This is a genomic window from Oceaniserpentilla sp. 4NH20-0058 (assembly GCF_040371755.1).
Classification (GTDB): domain Bacteria; phylum Pseudomonadota; class Gammaproteobacteria; order Pseudomonadales; family Oceanobacteraceae; genus Bermanella.
This window is the reverse complement of the sequence record NZ_BAABWE010000013.1, coordinates 25713-41073: the sequence shown is the minus strand read 5'-3', so window position 1 is coordinate 41073 and position 15361 is coordinate 25713. Positions and strand designations below refer to the sequence as shown.

Annotated in this window: 15 protein-coding genes; 10 read left to right on the top strand and 5 right to left on the bottom strand. The window is 43.8% G+C overall.

Annotated features, from left to right (window positions below):
* Both ABWV45_RS14900 and ABWV45_RS14895 read left to right on the top strand, forming a co-directional pair.
* Nucleotides 1-2385 (top strand): cadherin repeat domain-containing protein (locus ABWV45_RS14900; RefSeq protein ID WP_502914688.1); only part of this gene is annotated, 2385 nt, incomplete at its 5' end.
* 148 nt (nt 2386-2533) lie between these two features.
* The gene (locus ABWV45_RS14895; RefSeq protein ID WP_353352515.1) at nt 2534-2791 is read left to right on the top strand and encodes a hypothetical protein; all 258 of its coding nucleotides are present in this window, start codon (nt 2534-2536) and stop codon (nt 2789-2791) included.
* Here ABWV45_RS14895 and ABWV45_RS14890 read toward each other — a convergent pair.
* Together ABWV45_RS14890 and ABWV45_RS14885 are read right to left on the bottom strand one after the other, a co-directional pair.
* Nucleotides 2786-3565: a class II glutamine amidotransferase gene (locus ABWV45_RS14890; protein WP_353352514.1), complete on the bottom strand. Its 780-nt coding sequence runs from the start codon at nt 3563-3565 to the stop codon at nt 2786-2788. The two genes, ABWV45_RS14895 and ABWV45_RS14890, sit on opposite strands and share 6 nt — an antisense overlap.
* A 22-nt stretch (nt 3566-3587) precedes the next feature.
* The gene (locus tag ABWV45_RS14885) at nt 3588-4040 is read right to left on the bottom strand and encodes a DUF4149 domain-containing protein (RefSeq protein ID WP_353352513.1); all 453 of its coding nucleotides are present in this window, start codon (nt 4038-4040) and stop codon (nt 3588-3590) included.
* A gap of 133 nt (nt 4041-4173) precedes the next feature.
* On the opposite strand from ABWV45_RS14885, the gene ABWV45_RS14880 reads away from it, so the two are divergent.
* Nucleotides 4174-4851 carry an SIMPL domain-containing protein gene (locus ABWV45_RS14880; protein ID WP_353352512.1) on the top strand — a complete coding sequence of 226 codons (678 nt, stop codon included), beginning with the start codon at nt 4174-4176 and terminating at the stop codon, nt 4849-4851.
* A gap of 3 nt (nt 4852-4854) precedes the next feature.
* Here the strand turns inward: ABWV45_RS14880 and ABWV45_RS14875 are convergent, their stop codons facing one another.
* Nucleotides 4855-5304, bottom strand: a complete 450-nt coding sequence (locus ABWV45_RS14875) for an SRPBCC family protein (protein WP_353352511.1) — start codon at nt 5302-5304, stop codon at nt 4855-4857.
* 297 nt (nt 5305-5601) lie between these two features.
* Here ABWV45_RS14875 and carA point away from each other — a divergent pair, with 297 nt between their 5' ends.
* The 4 genes from carA (at nt 5602) to ABWV45_RS14855 (ending at nt 11988) form a co-directional block, all read left to right on the top strand.
* Nucleotides 5602-6732 carry a glutamine-hydrolyzing carbamoyl-phosphate synthase small subunit gene (carA, locus tag ABWV45_RS14870; RefSeq protein ID WP_353352510.1) on the top strand — a complete coding sequence of 377 codons (1131 nt, stop codon included), beginning with the start codon at nt 5602-5604 and terminating at the stop codon, nt 6730-6732.
* A 14-nt stretch (nt 6733-6746) separates the two neighbouring features.
* Nucleotides 6747-9965, top strand: a complete 3219-nt coding sequence (gene carB / locus ABWV45_RS14865; protein WP_353352509.1) for a carbamoyl-phosphate synthase large subunit — start codon at nt 6747-6749, stop codon at nt 9963-9965.
* A gap of 147 nt (nt 9966-10112) precedes the next feature.
* A complete protein-coding gene (greA, locus tag ABWV45_RS14860; RefSeq protein ID WP_353352508.1) occupies nt 10113-10589 on the top strand; it encodes a transcription elongation factor GreA in 477 nt (158 codons plus the stop codon).
* A gap of 55 nt (nt 10590-10644) precedes the next feature.
* On the top strand, nt 10645-11988 hold the full coding sequence (locus tag ABWV45_RS14855; protein WP_353352507.1) for a hypothetical protein: 1344 nt from the start codon (nt 10645-10647) through the stop codon (nt 11986-11988).
* Nucleotides 11989-12051: 63 nt separating this feature from the next.
* On the opposite strand, the gene ABWV45_RS14850 is transcribed toward ABWV45_RS14855, so the two are convergent.
* Together ABWV45_RS14850 and ABWV45_RS14845 are read right to left on the bottom strand one after the other, a co-directional pair.
* On the bottom strand, nt 12052-12555 hold the full coding sequence (locus ABWV45_RS14850) for an acyl-CoA thioesterase (protein ID WP_353352506.1): 504 nt from the start codon (nt 12553-12555) through the stop codon (nt 12052-12054).
* A gap of 342 nt (nt 12556-12897) precedes the next feature.
* Entirely contained in the window at nt 12898-13980 is a 1083-nt protein-coding gene (locus ABWV45_RS14845; protein WP_353352505.1) for a tRNA-queuosine alpha-mannosyltransferase domain-containing protein, read from the bottom strand.
* Between the two features lie 206 nt (nt 13981-14186).
* Between ABWV45_RS14845 and ABWV45_RS14840 the strand changes: the two genes are divergently transcribed.
* The 3 genes from ABWV45_RS14840 to ABWV45_RS14830 all read left to right on the top strand — a co-directional run bounded on the left by ABWV45_RS14840 (nt 14187) and on the right by ABWV45_RS14830 (nt 15315).
* Nucleotides 14187-14834 carry a TetR/AcrR family transcriptional regulator gene (locus ABWV45_RS14840; protein WP_353352504.1) on the top strand — a complete coding sequence of 216 codons (648 nt, stop codon included), beginning with the start codon at nt 14187-14189 and terminating at the stop codon, nt 14832-14834.
* Nucleotides 14835-14913: 79 nt separating this feature from the next.
* Nucleotides 14914-15114: a hypothetical protein gene (locus ABWV45_RS14835; protein ID WP_353352503.1), complete on the top strand. Its 201-nt coding sequence runs from the start codon at nt 14914-14916 to the stop codon at nt 15112-15114.
* 42 nt (nt 15115-15156) lie between these two features.
* Complete coding sequence (locus tag ABWV45_RS14830) at nt 15157-15315, top strand: hypothetical protein (protein WP_353352502.1); 159 nt, start codon at nt 15157-15159, stop codon at nt 15313-15315.
* The last annotated feature ends 46 nt before the right edge of the window (nt 15316-15361 follow it).

Sequence of the window (15361 nt, the reverse complement as noted above, 5' to 3'; positions counted from 1 at the left end):
GGATCTTATGTAGGTGGTTTAGCGGGATATGCTCGTTCAAATAATACCTTAGAAGCTAATACGATGATGGGGTCGGTAGAAAGTATATATTCAGGGGATGCCAATACAGGCGGGTTGGTTGGGTTTGTGAATTTTAGAAACATTATTCGCGCCAATTTCGTCAGTGGCCGAGTGGCGGCTGAAGGCGATAATGTGGGTGGTTTGATTGGTGAGACTGTTTTATCCAACAGAGTAGAAGGTAATCTGAGCAGCGTTTGGGTAGAAGGCTCTATAAATTCATCACTTGTAGGGGGATTGCTAGGTAATGTGGACTATTTATTTAATACCTTACAAAACAACTATTGGGCCACGGATGCTTCTGGGCAATTAACCAGTCATCGAAGCAGCGAAGCGAATAGCTATGTTGGGTTAGAGCTGGCCACTTTACGCTGTGGTGTGATGGCCAATACTGATTATGCCAATAGCAACTGTGTTAGTGAAGATGGTGCAGCCGAAGGTCTAAGCGGCCCTGTTACGGTATTTAACGACTGGGATACCTATGGCGTTACCGACACTAATGGTGTATTTCAACCCTATTGGGATTTTGGCTCTAATCAGCAATTACCTGCGCTGAACTTAAATGGCATCATTCACCGTGACAGTGATGGCGATGGGGTGGCAGATGATATTGATGTTTACCCCTTAAATTTTGCTGCCAGCACAGACAGCGATCAAGACGGCGCTCCAGATGCTTGGACGTTAGGCTGTGATGCACAATGCCACGCCGATTCTGGCTTAATATTAGATATGTTTCCACACAATATCGCGGCCTATATGGACTCTGATTCAGATGGTATGCCCGATAGCTGGTCGCCTTTCTGTGGAATTGAGTGCCAGCAAAGTTCTGGCTTAGAGTTAGATAATGATAACGACAATGATGGCATAGTGAATACTTTAGATGCGTTCCCATCGAATGCGGCGGCCTTTGTTGATGCTGACCAAGATGGTAGACCAGATATTTGGGCTCTAGGTTGTGATATAACGTGCCAAACAGAATCTGGCTTGGTGTTAGACGTGGCGTTAAATGATACTGATAATGATGGGTCAACAAACGACGTAGATGCATTCTTCGACAATGCAGCTGCGTCAGTTGACACTGACCAAGATGGTTTCCCAGATGCTTGGGCAGATAACTGTGATGTAACTTGTCAAAGCGAATCAGGCCTAGTGTTAGATGTATCATTAAACGACACCGATAATGATGGCGTGGTGGATGCAGAAGACCCTAATAATGGAGCCGATAACGGTGCACCTACTTTAATGGAAGTGCCTGCCAATCAGTCGTTTACGGTTACTAATGAGTCTGGTTCTCTGGCTGAAGTGTCATTTGATAGTGTCTTCTATCAAGGGTTTATCGCTACCGATCTTGTAAGTAGTCACCTTGAATTTACGCCCGCTTTAAATGGTGTTGATCTCACGTTAAATGAGAACGATCAATACCAATTGCCTGCAGGCCTAAACAGCGTGGAATGGACAGCCATTGATGAAGCTGGTAATCGCAGTAATGTGGTAATTCAGGTGATTAAAGTGTTCCCGCGCGTTAAGTTCAGCATGGCAGTTTCTGAAACAGGTGAGCCAAGTACAGCGAACATTATAATTGAGCTAACAGGTGATGCCCCTGAGTATCCGGTACAGGTCATGGTGGATTTTGATGAGCTAAGCGACGCGGACGCTTCGGATGTAGGCGAAGAGTTTGACCTTGAAGTTTTGCATTCCATTTCCATTGGACGGGGTGAAGGTAACACACCTAACCGCCTTGGCTATTTAGAAATCCCAGTGGTGGATGATGGTGAAAGTGAAAACGATGAACAGCTTAATATATTACTGCAATCCATCGTAAACCCAGAAGTGCAAGATGTGTTCTACACCATTGACGAAAACCACAATCAGCACGGGTTGACCATCACTGATATTAACCTTGCTCCAGTTGTCACGTTGACCGTTCAGCAAGGCGGAGAGGTAGTAACAGAGATTGCCCAAGATGGCGGTGATGCGACGATTACCGCAAGCATAGTTGATGGCAATGGTAACGACACTCACACCATTAGTTGGGGGTTAATTGCCATTGGTATTGCAGATACTAACGAAGTCTCGGTGACGTTTGACCCGCAAAATCTATCAGTAGGGGAGTACACTTTAAACATAGAGGTTACCGATAATGGTATTAACCCACTATCTGGTACCGCTGAACTGGTGATCACCGTCTTGCCGTTACAGCGAGAAGATCAAGAACAAGAAGCTGAGACCTCAGCGGAAAAAGACAGTTCAGGTGGTGCCATATGGATCTGCATGCTCTTATTATTTTTACTGACGGGTTATCGTCCTCGAAGATGGTCTAATCGGTAATATATTAAAGAGGTACGCGAGGGTTTAAACTACAAAATAAAAACCGAAGTCTTACAAAAAAGTGGGACTTCGGTTTTTTTGTGTCTGTAATTTTATTAAATTGAAAACATGGGGTATAGGTAAAATTCAATTCGTATTTAAAGGATATGTGAGCAATAAAAAATTTGTGAGTTTTGTGGTGCACGTGCCATTCATAGATGAAGTGATTTTAAATCAAAAAAGCGACCCCCCGAATTGTGAAGGCAAGGTTTATTCAGAGCGGGCAAGTTGGGTGTGGGTAGAAGCGGGGGACTTTTTACAGCAGATTCAAACTAAGCATGAACTTGATACGGGAACTGAGCGTCTAATGTTGTGGGATAAATCCATCATTATCTTCAAGAAAGCTCAAGATCAGGGTTTGCTATAAATCCACCTTCCCGTGCTTGATAACCTCGCCCAGTTGCCATAATTTCCATTCCCCTTTTTCATAAATTTTCCAATCCTCATCTGTAGTCAGGGGTTCGGTGGCGATAATGCTCACCACGTCATTGGGTGTGGTTTCTCCTGCAAAGTCTACTGTCACATCGGCATCTTTTAATTGTGCATCACCAAATGGTGCGCGGCGGGTGATGCTGGCAAGTTTGGTGCTGCAAAACGTAAACAACCAATCGCCATTACTTAATAAACAATTAAACACCCCTTTGCTTGCGTATTGGTTGGCAAGCTGTGTGAGTAGCGCTGTGAATTGCTCTAGGTTGGCATCCCGTGTAAGGGTGGTGCGTATGTGGTTCATCACATCACAAAAAATGGCTTCGCTGTCGGTATCGCCTATGGGTTCAAAAATCGTTTTTAGTCCTGAAAAATTTTCAATTTGACCGTTGTGAGCAAACACCCAATTTTTTCCCCAAAGTTCACGCACAAAAGGATGGGTGTTGGCTAAACAAATATTCCCCACGTTCGCTTGGCGAATATGGCAAATGGCGGTTTGGCTTTTTATCGGTAGGGTTTGTACCAAGTTGGCAATTTTAGATGCACTGCTGGCTGCTGAATCATGAAAGCTGCGTATGCCCTTACCTTCAAAAAATGCAACCCCCCAGCCGTCACTGTGGGGCCCTGTGTTGCCGCCACGTTGAGTTAAACCTGTAAAGCTAAAGCACAGGTCAGTGGGGGTGTTGGCACTCATGCCTAAAAGTTCACACATACTATTAACTTATTGTTTGTACTTAAATGAAACGACCGGCACTGGCTACAATAATTGTTGCCAAGCCCAGTAATAAATTAATACCTACCATTTTACGAATGGTATTTAGCTGGGCAGCCCCTGTCGGCCAGTCTTTAGCATCTACGGCTGCTTTTAAGCGTTTAAAAGGGGCAAAGAATACATGGCCAAAAATAGCAAACATAATGTAACCAAGTAGCAGCATGATATGGACATGTATACCAAGACCCTTCATGCCACCGTATTGTGCAATCATAAAGTGCCCACTAATCAGTAAAAGCCCAATGCACACAAATACAAACTTGAAAAACACCTGAAACACATCACGCCAAACAGTTAAACGCTGAGGTGGCTCTAGTACTTGTGCCGCCACTGGACGTAGGCAAACATAGGCGAAAAACATACCGCCTATCCAGATACAGGCGGATAAAATATGTAAGCTAATTGCCAAAGCCATGTTGAAACCTTTAGTGTTTGTGATTTGAATACACAAATAGTGACTAAGTGTGTTGAAATGGGCAAGGTTTAAATAATTGGAGTTCTCAATTTAGTTGGCCGCTGTAATCTTTAAGTATGTTAAAGGGATGATCATGAAACAGATAAAAGCTTGGAATTGGGTAATTGCGGTTATTTTTTTATTCACAGGATGCTCTGAAAACGTCACGACCCAATTAACCACGCAAGGGCGTGCAGAAATCCCCTTGCAAGCGGATCAATACAGTATTCTTGTGAATTTTGCAGCGCAGGGTCAAACCAGTGAACAAGCGCTAAGTAAACTCACTCAAGCGCAGCAAGGCTTTTTAAAATGGAAAGACGATTCTAAGCAAAAGGTCGTTACCCAATATCAGTCGGTTAACCCTCAGTATCATTATCCAAAACAAGGTAAAAGAACGCTAAGTGGTTATCAAGCGGTTCATCGTTTTCAGGTTCAAGCCCTTGATTTACAGCAGTACACAAAAGCAATGACAAAAATCAGTGAATTTAATCCGCAGAGTTTAAATCAAGGAGAAGTAGGGGTAAGCGCCGATAAGCAACAAGGGGCATTAAAGCGCGCTTATGACCAAGCGTTTAAAGCGAACGAGCAAAAAGTGAATCTAATGTTGAAAGCCGCTGATTTGTGTCATCCGCAAGTGGTAAGCATGCAAGAGCAGTCATCCGCACCTACCTTTCCTCGTACCATGATGATGGAAGCGAAATCTGCTCCGGTAGCCAATGAGAAAACCATCTCAGTGACTCTGGATATTACTTGGCAGGCAAGTAACTGCTAACGATTAAGCAGTTGCCGGAGACGTTAAGTTCTGAAAGTACGGATTCGGCTCACCGGTTTCACAATACTGCTTGAGCTGCGTCATCAGGCTGCCCCATGTACTATTGCACAAGGGAAATAAGCCATCGTCTCGTTGCCAATTCATATGTTTGAAGTCGAGAATGCACTGGTTATCTTCGCCAAGGCTAATTTCCCACCAAAGCTCAGTGCCAATCCATTGCTCTGGGCCGTCTATACACAGCCAAAACACGCGCTGATTAGGCAATAAGCGAGTGGCCTCCATGGTGAAATGAGTTTGTTTGTCGTCAAACCAAAACGTACACAGGCCACCTTCGTGGTCAGCGGTTTCACAACTATCTGTCCACCAGCCTTTAATACCTTTCGTTTGAGTAATGGCGTCATACACCGTGACAGGGCTGGCCTCGATGATGACTTGGTGTAAGCTGTCTGCCATGTTGAGCCTCCTTTGGCGACTGGTCAAAAAAACCACACTTAGTGACTTTATGCAAGAATGTGACCGTTTTTTGTACAGTCATTTCATTAGCTTAATTAAGGCTCTGAACTAGGCTAAAACGCGTGGACTTCATTGGCCGTGTAACGTACAATGCGCTCCTAATTTGCACAGGTAGGCCGATGCTCAATTCAGCGCCTAACCTCCAGCCAAAGATATAATTTTAAAAAGCGGGATAGGGTTAAACCTTAGTCCCGCTTTTTTGCGAATAATCATTTGTAATGTCACGAGGAAGAAGCCTTGTCTAAGCCAGCTATTCTTGCGCTCGAAGACGGAAGTATCTTTAAAGGCACCGCCATAGGTGCTGATGGTGAATCTGTTGGTGAAGTGGTTTTTAACACTTCAATGACCGGTTACCAAGAGATCCTGACCGACCCTTCATACTGCCGCCAAATTGTAACCCTGACTTATCCTCACATCGGTAACTACGGTACCACGGATGAAGATGCCGAATGCAATAGCATTTGGGCCGCTGGATTAGTAATCCGCGATCTACCATTGGTAGCCAGTAACTTTAGAAGCACTCAAGCTTTGGATGACTATTTAATTGAACGTAACGTGGTGGGTATTGCTGATATCGACACGCGTCGTTTAACGCGCATTTTGCGTGAAAAAGGCAGCTTAAACGGCTGTGTGATGGCGGGCGATGACATTGACGAAGCCCGTGCACTGGAACTTGCCAAAGGCTTTGCTGGCTTAAAAGGCATGGATCTAGCAAAAGTGGTGACCACTGATACGACTTTCCCATGGAAAGAAGGCAGCTGGCAGCTAGGTGTTGGCCACAAAGACGTAACCGAGACACCATTTAAAGTGGTGGCCTACGATTATGGCGTTAAGCGCAACATTCTGCGTATGTTGGCGGATCGTGGTTGTGATTTAACCGTGGTGCCTGCACAAACCCCTGCAAGTGAAGTATTAGCCATGAATCCAGATGGTATCTTTTTATCCAATGGCCCGGGCGATCCTGAGCCATGTGATTATGCCATTGCTGCCATTACTGAAATTCTAGAAACCGACATACCTGTATTTGGTATTTGTCTAGGGCATCAATTACTGGCGTTAGCCAGCGGTGCGAAAACCGTAAAAATGGGTCACGGCCACCACGGTGGTAACCACCCAGTGCAAAATTTAGATGACAAAACGGTACTGATTACCGCGCAAAACCACGGCTTTGCGGTAAGCGAAGACGGATTGCCAGCCAACTTACGTGTGACCCATAAGTCACTGTTTGATGGCACAACGCAAGGTATTCATCGTACAGATAAACCTGCGTTTAGCTTCCAAGGTCACCCTGAAGCCAGCCCTGGTCCTCACGATGCAGCGCCATTGTTTGACCATTTCATTGAATTGATGACAGCCCGTAAAGCTTAATTGGAGAGAGAGCCATGCCAAAACGCACGGACATAGAAAGCATTCTAATTATCGGCGCGGGCCCTATTGTGATCGGTCAAGCCTGTGAGTTTGACTACTCTGGCGCCCAAGCCTGTAAAGCCCTTCGTGAAGAAGGCTACAAAGTTATTCTGGTGAACTCTAACCCAGCCACCATCATGACCGACCCGTCCATGGCCGATGCCACCTACATCGAACCAATCACGGTTGAGTCAGTTGCAAAAATCATTGAAAAAGAACGCCCAGACGTTTTACTGCCTACTATGGGTGGTCAAACGGCACTGAACTGTGCACTAGGTTTAGAGGCAGCAGGCGTATTAAAAGAATTTGGCGTAGAGATGATCGGTGCTAATGCCGACGTTATCGACAAAGCTGAAGATCGTGATCGTTTTGATAAAGCCATGAAAAAAATTGGCCTAGAGTGTCCTCGTGCTGGTATTGCACACTCCATGGCAGAAGCATGGGACGTACAAAAAGGTTTAGGCTTCCCTTGTATTATTCGTCCGTCTTTCACCATGGGTGGCACCGGCGGCGGTATTGCATACAACAAAGAAGAATTTGAAGAAATCTGTACTCGTGGTTTGGATTTATCCCCAACCAGCGAATTGTTAATCGATGAATCATTAATCGGTTGGAAAGAGTACGAGATGGAAGTGGTGCGTGACAAAAACGACAATTGCATCATTGTTTGCTCTATCGAAAACTTTGACCCAATGGGCGTACACACAGGTGACTCTATCACTGTGGCACCTGCGCAAACCCTTTCCGACAAAGAACTGCAAATCATGCGTAACGCGTCGTTAGCGGTACTGCGTGAAATCGGCGTAGAAACTGGCGGCTCAAACGTACAGTTTGGTATCAACCCAGTTGATGGCCGTATGGTTGTGATCGAGATGAACCCGCGTGTATCACGTTCATCAGCTCTGGCGTCTAAAGCCACGGGCTTCCCGATTGCTAAAATCGCCGCTAAGCTGGCCATTGGTTACACGTTAGATGAACTGCAAAACGACATTACAGGTGGTCGTACCCCTGCCTCGTTTGAGCCTTCAATCGATTACGTTGTGACTAAGATTCCTCGTTTTACGTTTGAGAAATTCCCACAAGCGGATGCACGTTTAACCACCCAGATGAAATCGGTGGGTGAAGTGATGGCCATTGGCCGTACCCAGCAAGAGTCGCTACAAAAAGCACTGCGCGGCTTAGAAGTGGGTGCCACAGGTTTTGATCCGATTATCGATATTCAATCGGAAGGCGCAAAAGAGAAAATCATCTCTGAGCTAAACACCCCAGGGGCGGAGCGTATTTGGTACATTGCAGATGCGTTCCGTATTGGTATGAGCATTGAAGAGATTTTCAATTGCTGCGCGGTAGACCCTTGGTTCTTAGTGCAAATTGAAGACATCATTAAAGAAGAAGCCAAAGTAGCAGAAAGTGCTTTAACGGCTTTAGATGCTGATCGCATTTATCGCCTAAAACGTAAAGGTTTCTCTGATGCTCGTTTAGCAACCTTGTTAGGTGTTAAAGAAAAAGCGTTACGTAAGCATCGCCAAAAATTAAATATTCGCCCTGTTTATAAGCGCGTGGATACTTGTGCGGCTGAATTTGCAACAGACACTGCGTACATGTACTCAACGTACGAAGAAGAGTGCGAAGCTAACCCAACTGATCGCGATAAAATCATCGTATTAGGTGGTGGCCCTAACCGTATCGGGCAAGGTATCGAATTCGATTACTGCTGTGTACACGCAGCCTTTGCCGCTAAAGAATTAGGTTACGAAGCCATTATGGTGAACTGTAACCCTGAAACCGTTTCTACGGATTACGATACCTCTGATCGTTTATTCTTCGAACCTGTTACGTTAGAAGACGTGTTAGAAATCGTTGATAAAGAAAAACCAAAAGGCGTAATCGTACAATACGGTGGTCAAACCCCACTTAAATTGGCCGAAGAATTAGAAGCGGCTGGCGTGCCAATTATTGGTACCTCACCAGAAGCCATTGACCGCGCGGAAGACCGTGAACGCTTCCAGCAAATGATTCAGCGCTTAGGTCTTAAACAGCCGGTGAATGCTACAGTTACATCTACCGAAGAAGCCGTAGCCAAAGCCGTTGAAATTGGTTATCCGTTAGTGGTTCGTCCATCTTATGTATTAGGTGGCCGCGCAATGGAAATTGTGAACAACGAAGAAGCCCTTCGTCGTTACATGACCACAGCGGTTAAAGTGTCTAACGACTCACCTGTATTGCTGGATTACTTCTTAAACCGTGCGGTTGAAGTGGATATCGATGCCATCTGTGACGGCGAGCAAGTGGTCATTGGTGCCATCATGCAGCACATTGAACAAGCCGGTATTCACTCAGGTGACTCTGCATGTTCGTTACCGCCTTACAGCTTGCCAGAAGATGTTCAAGATGAAATGCGTAAACAAGTGGCGGCAATGGCACTTGAGCTTGGCGTAGTTGGCTTGATGAATACTCAGCTTGCTTGGCAAGACGGTGAAATTTACGTCATCGAAGTAAACCCTCGTGCATCTCGTACTGTGCCATTTGTTTCTAAGTGCATTGGTACTTCACTTGCGGCGGTTGCTGCTAAAGTGATGATGGGTAAATCACTTGCCGAACTTGGCTTTACTAAAGAAATCATTCCTTCTTATTACTCGGTTAAAGAAGCGGTGTTCCCATTTAATAAATTCCAAGGGGTTGATCCAATCCTTGGGCCAGAAATGAAATCCACTGGTGAAGTAATGGGAGCAGGGGAAACCTTCGGCGAAGCTTTCTTTAAAGCTCAGCTGGGTGCAGGTGAAAAACTACCAACAGAAGGTAAAGTATTTATCTCTGTACGTGATGCGGATAAAACCGGTGTTATTCCCGTTGCTAAAGGTCTTAAATCATTAGGCTTTGATCTTGTTGCAACATCTGGAACTTACACCGCATTGAATGATGCTGGCGTTGAAGTGGAACGTGTTAATAAAGTGGGTGAAGGTCGTCCTCATATTGTAGATATGATTAAAAACGATGAAATCGCCATGACACTGAACACCACAGAAGGGCCAAAAGCCATTGCGGATTCTGCTGAGATTCGTCGCAGCGCGCTACAACATAAAGTTTACTACACCACCACATTGGCCGGTGCAGAGGCGGTGTTTAAAGCGTTGGAATCAGAAGGCTTACAAACGGTGCGTCGTTTACAAGAGCTACACGCTACTATTAAGTAAATTTGAGCTTTAATATGTTGAATAGGGGCCTAATGGCCCTTATTCTCGTTACAGGCTAATGAAAAATAATACGCCTTTTGCAACGAAAACAGTTATGTTTAAATCGTTAACAATAAAGGTTGGCAAGGAGTCTTTCGAGGAAAGATTATGCAAAAAGTACCAATGACTGTAGAAGGTGAAAAAACCCTTCGTGATGAACTAGAGCAACTGAAAAAAGTTGATCGCCCAAAAGTGATTAAAGAAATCGCCGAAGCTCGTGAGCACGGTGATTTAAAAGAAAACGCCGAATACCATGCCGCCCGTGAGCAGCAAGGATTCATTGAAGGCCGTATTCAAGATATCGAAGGCAAACTGTCCAACGTACAGGTGATTGATATTTCCACCATGCCACAAAACGGCAAGGTGATTTTTGGCACCACTGTGAAACTGATTGATGTGGATACCGAAGAAGAAAAGCAATACCAAATCGTAGGTGAAGACGAAGCCGATGTTCCTAAAGGAAAGATCAGCTCAGGGTCTCCTATTGCCCGCGCTTTATTAGGTAAAGAAGAAGGCGACGTGGTTGTAGTTAAAGTACCTAGTGGCGAAATTGAATACGAAATAGATGAAGTGTTATATATCTAATTCAATTACAAGCATAATAAAAAGGTCGCTTGTCGGCCTTTTTTTTTGAGGGATTATGAATAAATTATTTTGTACGTTAGTTGTCCTGATATTGTTAAGTGGTTGTGCCTCAAATACGGTGCAACAAGCGGTTTATCTAAGTGAGCCGGAGTCGGTTGATGCGTTATTAAGCATTACTACGCTGGATCGTTTAGGGGTTGAGATTACTGAAAGTGCACAAGATGATATTGATCCTAGTATTCAAGTTGAATTTATTGAAGCATTTAATGGTGAGAAGATTCAGAGAGATTTTCGTGAATACCTTTTAATAAATGTTCCAAATACTAATATTCAAGCGTGGACGTCTGAATATTCATCAAAGTTCCAGAGAAAAATAACCGCACTAGAAGGGCAGTATAAAGAACCAGATCAAGAACCTGATTTTAAAAGCCAAGTTCAACTGGTTAAAAATAACCCTGAATTACAGGCTAAGTTAGATCAATTGTTTGTGCTGATGAAGCTGGAAGATGAGGTTTTTGTTTTACTGAAAGATGTTCTACTAAGGCCGCTTGTATACGGCAGTGCAATGATTGAAAACGCAGGTAAAAGCGTCGATCAAGCACTGCTAGATAAAAAAATAGATGAATATATTGCCGTGGCGATTCCGATGGCAGTTAGTGCGATGAAGGATGCACATTATTACACGTATTCGAAACTAAACCGTGAAGAGCTCGATCAGTTGGTGAGTTACTATCAAACTGCTGGGGCTGAATATTTTATTAATACTATCACCTCTGCTTTGGGTTATTCACTTTCAAATGCCGCTCAAACATTTAATGAGTTAATACAGGAAAAAACAAAAACAATTATTCAATCGGCTCGATTTGATAGTGATGCTTGTTTAAAAGTACACCCTTATCATATTTGTGAAGTATTAACGCTAAGCTCACTGGGCAAAAAGTCCCCTTTGTATATTGGTGGTGCAGTGATCCCTAAATCAGAAACTTATAGACTGATGTCGCCGAACAATGATTGGCAGCAAGTCTCACCAAATAAAGAGTATACGGATGACTTAGTGCTTGTTCGCAAAGACGGCAAAGCATTTATTACTATGCAATTAGACGTAAATACTAAGGTTGATACTCAGCAATATGCACAACAGCATCTTGGAGAAATCCTTAGTCAGATCAATAAGGAAGCCTCTCAATTTGAATTGTCTAAATTTACCAAGGCACAGCAAGGCAGCTTAAATGAGATATGTTATGCCTACGATGGCGTTGAGGTATGCAAGTTGGCAGGGGGACGTGAAATAAATGGCAATGCTTTGTATGTGTTAGCGTTTTTTGAAAGGCAGAAAAGCATCATTGATGAAGTGGTGAATATTATTACTAGCATAGAGGAAATTGCGGGTACTCCATAACTAAGATCCGCAATCAAAAAACCGAGCCTAGAGCTCGGTTTTTTTTGCGCCAATAATAGCCATTTATTTTAGTGATTTAGCTAGAGCTTCGTCATCCTCGTTTTCAATGGCCTTCATCATGTCTTGTAAACGCTTTCTTGCTTCACGGCGTTTTACTGCTTTATTCCAGCGACGACGTTGAACATCATCTTCAATTATTAATTCAGGAACCGGAGTAGTTTTGCCTTCGTTCATGGCAACCATAGTGAAAAAACAAGTGTGAGTGTGGCGAACGGTTTTTGCTTGAATGTCTTCTGCTACTACCTTTATACCAATTTCCATGGAGCTGCGACCCGTATAGTTGACTGTAGCAAGGCAGGTAACCATTTCACCAATATGGATTGGCTCTTTGAATAGTACATTATCAACGGAGAGGGTTACTGCATAATGGCCGCTGTAACGCATGGCACAGGTATAAGCCACTTTATCTAATAATTTGAGTAATTCGCCGCCATGCATGTTACCGGAGAAATTGGCCATGGATGGGGTGACCAGTTCGGTCATTTCTGTTTTTATAATCTGCGCCATGATGGCTCCATTAAGCGTGATTCAGGGAGATTAGTTTGCAAAACCACTTGGGTGGTGGTTTTGCAGGGCTTGGGTTCTTGTGAAACCTTTGCAGACTTAATGCGGGATTCGCATATCAGTGCAAGCGATAAAGCACAAACCTTGCCAACTTAATAATAGCAGTGTTTATGGGCCTTGGCGGCCTCTTACCAATACTATTGTATCAAAATGCGTATTATTAGTGCGCATTAAATTTAATAGAGTGTTTCTTTTGGTGCGGCTTTGGTGTCTCTATCAAAAAAGCGGGCCTAATCTAAACGGATTTGAGCACCAAAACAATGAAACTTTTGCTGTCATTTTGATTTAGTGCTTTCCAAGTTCTTGAATAATGGATTCATAGTCATGAATCATTTTTTGCCAGTCATATTTAGTAACTGAAATAACAGGGGGCAGGCCATGTTGTTGCCAGTGTTCCAGTTGTTGGCAAATTTGAATGTGCTCTGCATTCGTATTTGAATATAAGTAGTCTGTAGGTATCCATTCTGGATAAGCAAGTCGGTTGGGGGCTAAGGGTATACAGCCATTTGCGGCCCCCTCAAGAACGGCTAAACCTTGAAACTCATGGATGGCGGTTGAGAGCACCACATGATGCTGACTTAATTGTTGCAGATAATCAGCTCGGCTTTTAAAGGTCCCCATGTGGGTAATGTTGCTTGGCATATCTTGTTTAAGTGCCTTAAACGATTCAGGAATTTGTCTGAAAGACATGCCGCAAATAGTGAACAACACATTGAGCCCAAGTTGCTCAGCAAGTTTGACGGTGTTTGCTAATGTATCCGGTCCCTTATCGTACTCCCATCTGTGATTCCAGATGACTTTTAAAGGCTTGCCTGACTCAAATATAGAGGTCTCAGGTGCGTAAGGATTCAAAATCGGCACAGATAATACCTGAGACTTTTGCTTGATGGCTTCAACGGCTTGAGTTGGGGCATGATCAGGTAATTTTTTGAGTAGGGTTTCCACCCCTTGTATAAAACTTTGCTGGTTGTAGTGGCTGTTAAATAACACCTTACTAGCGCTTAAGGCACTGTATAAATTGACCATTTGGGGTTCAATACTGGCGTGCTGAGATTTGCTTTTAGGGTAGGCAAATTGATTCTCATGGAAATACAGTAAACTTGGAATATTAGCGAGATTAGGTACAACCCCCTTCAAGGTGGCCAAATCCACCATAGATGTAGCAATGATCAAATCAAATGGTTGATGCAAGGCTTTTGCTTGATCACCATAGGCAAAACTAAGTGCATTGCCTCGGATACGCCAGCTAAAAAAGCGACCAGGGAGGGTTAAATAACACCATTGATGATGTGAAAGGTGCTTCATTAGCCCCTCACACCATGATTTATGACTGTCGGTGTCATAAGCACTTAAAAGTAAAATGCGCATTACAGGCCTATATATGAGGTTGTATTATGTATGTTTTATACTCTATTAGCACTTTAATCGTATTTTTAAAATTAAATCTTATATTTATTTGTTTTTTTAGTACTAAATGTTTGAGTGAATCCGGTTCACTGCCTAATATTAGAAATCAATTTAATTTGACCTAAGAAGTGGATATTGATTCGCTTATTCTGCGTGGGAAAACACCAATGGCTTACAGAGCTACTGAACATACCAAGGCAAAAAAGGCAGGGACACGCAACCGTATACTCAAGGAATCGAGATTATTAGTCGCAGAAGGCGGCTTTCAAACAGTGGCAGTGGCTGAGGTCGCAAAAAGAAGCGATATCGCAACGGGCACAATTTATCGGCATTTTCCTTCAAAAGGGGAATTAGTGGCAGAGGTTTTTCGCCATGCTACGGAACATGAGCTAGAGGCTGTAACCAAGGCTTCACAGCAAAGTGGTAATTGTCAGGATCGTTTGATATATGCCATCGAAACATTTGCTGAGCGCGCATTACAATCACCGCGTTTAGCGTATGCATTGATTGCCGAGCCTGTGGATCAGCTAGTGGAAAAAGAGCGTTTAAGCTATCGCTTAGCTTATGCGGAGGCCTTCGAAGATGTAGTTAACGAAGGCATCAGTGTTGGAGAGTTTGTGGTGCAAAACGCCACCGTCACCGCGGCATCATTAGTAGGGATGTTATCTGAAGCGCTTGTTGGACCATTGGCACCACAAATGGTTACTTATGAAGAGCAAGTAGGTCAACGAGAGGCTCTATCTGAAGAAGAAAAGCTGACCTTGATTCGTGAAATTAAATCACTAGCATTACGCGCAGTGGCGGGTAGGGTGTAACTTGCCCTTGGGGTAAGCCGTATGTTCAAAAAGACCCATCCACATTATTGCAAGCGTAAGTCTTGGTGAAACACACGAGGTGTTTCACCAACCCACCGTGCTAGATTCATACAATGTCTATGATGCTGACCAGCCTCTTAGGCATTGGGTGAAAACCTTTCAAGGTAATTACCTCTCCCCATCATTAAGTGAATTTGGCCAGCGTGTTAGCAGTGGTCCTGTTGAAGCTGGGTTTGCTGCTAACAAATACAAATCTAAATTTAAGTCCTATTCAATCTGAATTAGCTGAGTTTTCCCATTAGGAATACCGCGCACGCAGGCTGTGGAAAAACTGGCCTTATCATGGCAAGGCAGCACCCTAATTCAACTTGGGGATAAAGCAGTGGCTTATGGCTATGTCCATCCAAGGCTTAATCAATATGGCGGATACTACTATGGAACCTTGTCAGTTGATGTGGATGTGAAGGCTATAATTGCTTGAGTAAAGGTTAAATAGTAACTACTTCAAGCGCGCTAACTGATTGTTT